This window comes from Oleiphilus sp. HI0043 (assembly GCF_001634935.1).
Map to the genome: position 1 here is coordinate 1 of NZ_LWEY01000615.1, position 728 is coordinate 728.

Below are 728 nucleotides of genomic sequence, written 5' to 3' on the forward strand. Positions count from 1 at the left end.
ATAAGAACATTAATAGAGGAGCATAGCACCGTGTCGAAATATTGCGCGCCAATCACTGATATGAAATTCCATATAAAGGGCAATTCTGCTATCGACAATGACGATGCGGGCTTAATTCTCGACCAGGCTGCAGAGTTTTCAGAGCAAGTCTGGGGCAGCGTCAATCAACATGGAGACCAAAATGGCTGTCGTTACAAGGATGGTAAAGTACTACTAGACCCTAAGATTCGCGACGCATTTAAAGCTTTTTCTGAAGCAGGGTGGATGGGAATCTCGATGCCAGAGGAGTGGGGTGGGCAAGCGCTACCTGAAGCACTTAGCTCAAAGGTATCGGAAATGTTGACCAGTACCAACCAATCTTTATGCATGTTCACAGCGCTCACCAGCTCTGCATGTAAAGCTCTGATTTCATTCGGTAATGATGAATTAAAACAAACCTACCTTCACAACATGGTATCAGGTAATTGGACGGGCACCATGTGCTTAACTGAATCTCATTGCGGTTCCGACCTAGGTGAAATTAAAAGTAGCGCAAAGATTAATGCTGACAACAGTTACGCGATATCAGGTACCAAAATCTTTATCTCTACAGGTGATCATGACGCTAGTGACAATATTATTCATTTAGTACTCGCTCGTATTAAGGGTGCACCTGAAGGTATTAAAGGCCTATCTTTATTTTTGGTGCCAAAAATTTTTCCAGACAATAATGAATATAACTCCCTTAG

The 728-nt window shown here is 42.6% G+C and carries 1 protein-coding gene; it reads left to right on the forward strand.

Going from position 1 to position 728, the window contains the following annotated elements; all coding sequences use genetic code 11:
• Positions 1–30: 30 nt before the first annotated feature.
• Positions 31–728 (forward strand): acyl-CoA dehydrogenase family protein (locus tag A3729_RS07555; RefSeq protein ID WP_197475661.1); only part of this gene is annotated, 698 nt, incomplete at its 3' end.